This window comes from uncultured Campylobacter sp. (assembly GCF_938031315.1).
In the GTDB taxonomy this organism is placed as follows: domain Bacteria; phylum Campylobacterota; class Campylobacteria; order Campylobacterales; family Campylobacteraceae; genus Campylobacter_B.
The window spans coordinates 1-5,197 of sequence record NZ_CALHHT010000371.1 but is presented as its reverse complement, the minus strand read 5'-3'; the positions used below and the strand labels follow the sequence as shown (position 1 = coordinate 5,197).

Genomic DNA, 5,197 nt, shown 5'->3' with positions numbered 1-5,197 from the left:
CTGCGTATTTTGCGACATCACGCCCTATCTCGCGCGATGATTTGCATCATTTACGGCACATAGGCCTTCTGCCGCGGCAAATGCATGACGCGGTTATGCAACTAAATTTAATCGTTCGCTTTGCGGTGCACACGCAGTTTCGCTGTGTCTCGTACGGCTGCCGCAAACACAGAGCGGAAACGACCCACTACGGCGTTAAAATTTTAAAATTTAACGCGACACGCTGTAATTTGGGCTTGCGTTTTGTACTACGCGCCCAAAGAGCGGATTTTGCGCCGCTAAATTTAAACGCATACGCGCGGCTTTTATATTTAAATTTACGCTTCGGTTTGCGATCTTTGGCGCAAACAGATTGCAAAATTTTATAACGCGGGGTGAGCCGTATCAAAGCGCCACATTGAAACGCTTTTTAAAATGTACTCGCTGCCACCTCGCTTTTCGCACGATCTGTTTTTGTATCTAAAACGCGATTTTTAGCGGCGCTAAAATTTCGCGGCTAAATTTTAAAATTTTATACAAAATCGCGTCTTGTTTTAAATTTAGTGCAGCACTAAACCGTTAAATTTAGCTGCCGCTAAGCTCCTTTTCGATCTGCTCGCCGATAAATTCCGCGCTCTGCAAAAAGAAAAAGTGATCCCCAGCCAGCGGATAAAATTTGCTGTTTTTGACGAGCGAATGGATCAGCTCGCCGCTTTTTAGGCTAGTGGCGCGATCGTCCTTACCCCAAAAGATGAGCGTATTTTGCGGGCTTAGCGCGGAAAAAATGTCGCGGAAGTCCTCATTTACGACGTTTTTTAGCGTCTCATACATCGTCTTGCTCATACCTGCGGCATCCTTGCTCGCAAACGCGCGCCAAAGCCCCGCCAGTCCAAGTCTTTTTAAAATTTTAAAAATCGCGATTTTAGCGCGCACGGCAAAGGGCTTGGGTTCGATGATACCGGCGCTGCTTAGCAGTATGAGATTGCGCGGAGCTAGCAATGCAGCGATCTTGCCGCCGAAGCTGTGCCCCATGATCGCCGCGGGCTGCTTGCCGAAAGCCGCGATAAAGGCGCGCATAATCTCCGCGTAATCCTCGCTGCCAAGGGCGCGCGAGGGCTGCGAGCTGGCGCCGAATCCCGGCAGATCGACGCACACTAACGCGTAACGGCGGAATTTGTCCGCAAAAACTCTAGACATAAGCGCTTTGTTTGCACCCCAGCCGTGCAGCACCAAAATATATTCGGCACGCTGCAGGTTTGAAATTTCGTAGCTGATTTTGTAGCTTTCGCCGCCGCAGACGAGCTCCTTACTCGCCACCGCCGCTCCTTTTGGCGTAAACGGCCTTGAGTAGCTCGACTGCCTTTTCGAGCCGCTCAAACTCGCTCATACTGATCATCACGGCTTCAAATTTGTTGTTTTTGACGATCAAGGCTTTTTTAATCTCTTGGTTTTTGATCTTGTTTAAAACGGTGCTGAAGTTGCGCACGATCTCGGTAGCGGTGTAAATTTCGTCTTGATTTATCATGGCTTGACCTTTTGGGGTAAAATTTTACGCAAAATTTAGCGTAAAATTTTAAACGATTGGCTACTTATTAGCGGTGATTTTGGTGATCAGCTCGTAGCTTACAGGGATCTGCCTCATCGGCGGCAGCGACGAAGCAAGAGCTGCTAAAACCTCGGAGAAATCATCAAATAGGTAGTTTGCGAGGCTGCCTGGGTTTGGATTTATCTCGTTTAGATAAATTTCACCCTCTTTTTCAAAAAAATCGCAGCGAATTAGCGCGCCATCGAATGATCCTGCGTTATAAAGCCGCGTAAAGGCGTCTTTCATCTTGCCCTCTAGCAAAGCGCCAGGACGAGCGGGCTCGATCGCGCCACTACGAGAAAAATCCAAATATTTACGATCGAAATTTAAATAGCCCTCTTTTTTTGGCTCTTCGATGTTTGAAAATACGATTTTGCCGTCTATTTTAGCGCCTGCGAGATTGAATTCCTTTACGTTTTCCCAGTATGGCTCTACGATCGCGCTGTCGTCCAGCTCAAAAGCCTGATCCAGCGCGTAGCTAAACTCGCTTTCGTTCTTGGCTATCGAAATTCCGATGCTAGAGCCCAAATGAGCGGGCTTAACGATGATCGGAAAATTAAAATTAGGCAGGCTAGTACGATTTACGATCTCATACGGCAGGGTTTTTACATTTGCGATTGCGGCTAGGTGCTTGGTTAAAATTTTATTATAGCTTAGCACGCTAGCTTCGATGCGAGGCCCGATGTAAGGGATGCCAAAAAACTCAAATAGCGCCGCCATTTTGCCATCCTCGCCGTCGCAGCCGTGGATTAGATTGATATATGTGCCGACTTCTAGCATGCTTTTGCTAAACATTCCGCTCTCAAAAAATCCGCCCGCACCGATACTAAGCTCTTTTGCTTTAGCATAGCCGCCCTGCTTAAAATATGCCGCGCGCATATTTTTATCCTCAATGCGGTAAAATTTACGATTTTTATCGCAAAATACAAACTCCAAGTCCAAGCCTTTTAAGGCATTTTTAACGGCAATTGCCGAGATGATACTTACTTCGTGCTCGTAGCTTTGAGCTCCAAAAACTATGCCAAATTTCATTGTTTTCCTTCAAATTTTATTTTCTACGCTAATTTTTTTAACGCCTCTTTGACAAGATCTGACGTATTCGTGCTGCTGCAGCCCGCTAAGATTTGATTGATCTTATCGCGCTTAAATCCAAGGCTTTGTAGCGCGGACGCCGCTTCATTTTTATAAGTCTCGCTAGGACCGAATTCCATTAGCTTCGCATCGCCTAGTTCGGCAATGATCCGTCTAGCGGTCTTTGGGCCGATACCAGGAACTGAAGTTAGCGTCGCAGCATCCCCCGTAGCTACGCAACGCGCAAAATCCTGCGGAGCGAGCGTCGAACAAACCGCCATCGCCGTGCTTGCACCTACACCGCTAAGCTTGATTAGGGTTTCAAACATCTTTTTTTCACTCTCGTCTAAAAACCCATACAGCAAATCGGCATCCTCGCGCAGAATTTGTACGCACGCAAGCTCGGTCAGCCTGCCCTGCGTGAGCTTCGCGGAGGTATTTAATGACAATGAAAGAGCATAGCTTACGCCGCTAGCACATTTAATGACGCAAGCAGTGGGCTCCTTGCGCGTGATAATTCCTTCGATCGCCGCTATCATCTAAGAGCCTTTAAAATTTCGTTTATGCTCTCATTAAGCGCTAAATTTAGGGCATTATAAATGCTTTGCGAGCTAGGATCAGGCACGAAAACGCGCTTAGTGACGATGCCTGATTTTATGCTTTCTAAAGAATTCAAAATTTCATATCCCATCGTGACGGTTGCTTGATCGTTATTGACCTGAAGCGCTACGATACTGGTTTTTAGGCGCAAATCCCGCTCTTTTGGCACAAAGATCGGATTTAGCGAGCAGGTGGAAAATGCCGCATCAAGCAGCGCCTTATATACCATCTCGCTAGGCATCGTGATAAATTTGGCGTCGCTTGCGAACCGCGTTCGGTTTCTAAAATCCACTATTAAAATATCCCGCCTATCGACGAGATCGGTCGCTGTGATGGTGTCGATAAAGATATTTTTGCGCGCACCGCTAGGATTTACGCAGCGCTTTTGATCATAACGCAGCTCGTAGTAGGTGTATGGCTTAGCCTGCTTGGCTAAGCAGCCGCCTAAAAATATCGCCGCTAGCGTCGCAGCAAGCGTAAACTTTATAAAATTTTTCATCTTTATTCCTTTTTATCGTCGCGATCCGCGCCTTTAGAAGTGTCTTTGAAAAAGAAATCGTAAGGATTGTCCTCTAGCCTAAACATCGCACCTTGGAATTCTCTAAGCGATTTTTTTAGCTCGCGAAGAGTGTTTTTTGCCTCCTCAAGCGTAGGATCCAAGATCGCTTTTAGATTGTACTCGCCGCGATCGATACGCTTAGTGATGATGCCTGTGGTTTTATCCAGTGAATTCGATAGATTGGCAGCACTCACGGCAAAGGCGTTTAGATTATCTAGCAGCGCGTCTAGCTCCTTCTCGCGCTCGTTTAAATTTGCTATGAGAGTATTTACGTTAGCAAGCAGTGCGTCTAGGCTTTGGAATTTTTTCTCATCACTTAGCTCAGCGCTAAATTTATCCATCGAAGATAGAATTCTATCCACTTTATCGGTATTTTGCTTAGACAACAGCCCGTTAATCTTAAAGATCATCTCACTCACGCTATCGGTGATGACTTCAGCTTTAGAGCCGATTTTATCAAGAAGCGTTTTATCCAGCGCAATTATCGGCTTTTTATCATTCGGCGGAAAAAGCTTGCCGCTTCCTTTCGTGATATTTATAAACGCGATTCCGCTTATGCCTTGAGATTCTACCTTGGCGACGCTATCTTGCGAGATCGGCAGTTTGCTTTTTACCGAAATTTCAATCTCGATGATCGCATTTTCGATATCGGCAAAGTCGATGCTTTTGATGATGCCCGCATTTACGCCGATAAATTTAACCTCGGAATTCTCCTTAATGCCTACGGGAAGCTCTTTTGTGTGGATATAGTAGGAGCGGTAGCTCTCGCTGCGGTCGGTCTTTGTAAGCATCCACCACATAAATGCCGTAAGAGCCGCGACGCAAATCATAACAAATGCGCCTACTATCGTGTATGAAGTTCTATTTTCCAATCTTTTCTCCTAATTTCAGAGCGTAAAATTTAAGCCCTGCGATATGCCTTAAAATAGCCATTTGGGCTTAAATTTTAAAACTTAGCACTTTCTCAGATAGCCGCAAAATTTGCAGAATCATCTGAGTTTAAATTTTAAAGCTTAGCGTGCATTTTGAAATTTCAAAATATCGCCGCGCCGTATTTTAGCGTAAAATTTTACCGCCCCGGTTTAAATTTAACGCCGCTTGCTCGTTAAAATTTCAAAATTTAAAAGCGCTATCCAATAAATGCGCCCTTAAATACGACCCGCCTAAATTTTAAAATTTTGATTGAGCCGCTAAGGTCTAAATTTTAAAATTTAAGCCCTGCGGAGCCCGGAATTCCTCGCTAGGTTTAAAATTTAAAATTCTTCCGCTGCTATTTTAAAATTTCAGCTCCTACCTATCTAAATTTTACTCGCCGCGATGCGTATTTCGGCTCGGTAAATTCCGAAGCTCAATCCCTTTGTCGCATCTTAAATAGCTCTTCGAGCGGATTATTCTCCAGGCTT

6 protein-coding genes are annotated in these 5,197 nt (G+C 45.4%); all 6 read right to left on the bottom strand.

The window, feature by feature from the left end; genetic code table 11:
* Positions 1-564: 564 nt before the first annotated feature.
* From Q0236_RS09055 to Q0236_RS09030, 6 genes are read right to left on the bottom strand one after another with little or no spacing between them, the layout of a single operon-like run.
* Entirely contained in the window at positions 565-1,296 is a 732-nt protein-coding gene (locus Q0236_RS09055; RefSeq protein WP_297917043.1) for an alpha/beta fold hydrolase, read from the bottom strand.
* Positions 1,286-1,504 carry a type II toxin-antitoxin system Phd/YefM family antitoxin gene (locus Q0236_RS09050; RefSeq protein ID WP_177389042.1) on the bottom strand — a complete coding sequence of 73 codons (219 nt, stop codon included), beginning with the start codon at positions 1,502-1,504 and terminating at the stop codon, positions 1,286-1,288. Before Q0236_RS09050 ends, Q0236_RS09055 begins: the two co-directional genes overlap by 11 nt.
* Before the next feature lie 60 nt (positions 1,505-1,564).
* A complete protein-coding gene (locus Q0236_RS09045) occupies positions 1,565-2,596 on the bottom strand; it encodes a D-alanine--D-alanine ligase (RefSeq protein ID WP_297917042.1) in 1,032 nt (343 codons plus the stop codon).
* A 23-nt stretch (positions 2,597-2,619) separates the two neighbouring features.
* Complete coding sequence (gene ruvA, locus Q0236_RS09040) at positions 2,620-3,174, bottom strand: Holliday junction branch migration protein RuvA (protein WP_297917040.1); 555 nt, start codon at positions 3,172-3,174, stop codon at positions 2,620-2,622.
* Positions 3,171-3,734 (bottom strand): hypothetical protein, encoded by a 564-nt coding sequence (locus tag Q0236_RS09035; RefSeq protein WP_297917038.1) that lies wholly within the window; start codon positions 3,732-3,734, stop codon positions 3,171-3,173. Before Q0236_RS09035 ends, ruvA begins: the two co-directional genes overlap by 4 nt.
* 2 nt (positions 3,735-3,736) lie before the next feature.
* On the bottom strand, positions 3,737-4,666 hold the full coding sequence (locus Q0236_RS09030) for an MlaD family protein (RefSeq protein WP_297917036.1): 930 nt from the start codon (positions 4,664-4,666) through the stop codon (positions 3,737-3,739).
* Positions 4,667-5,197 lie beyond the last annotated feature (531 nt).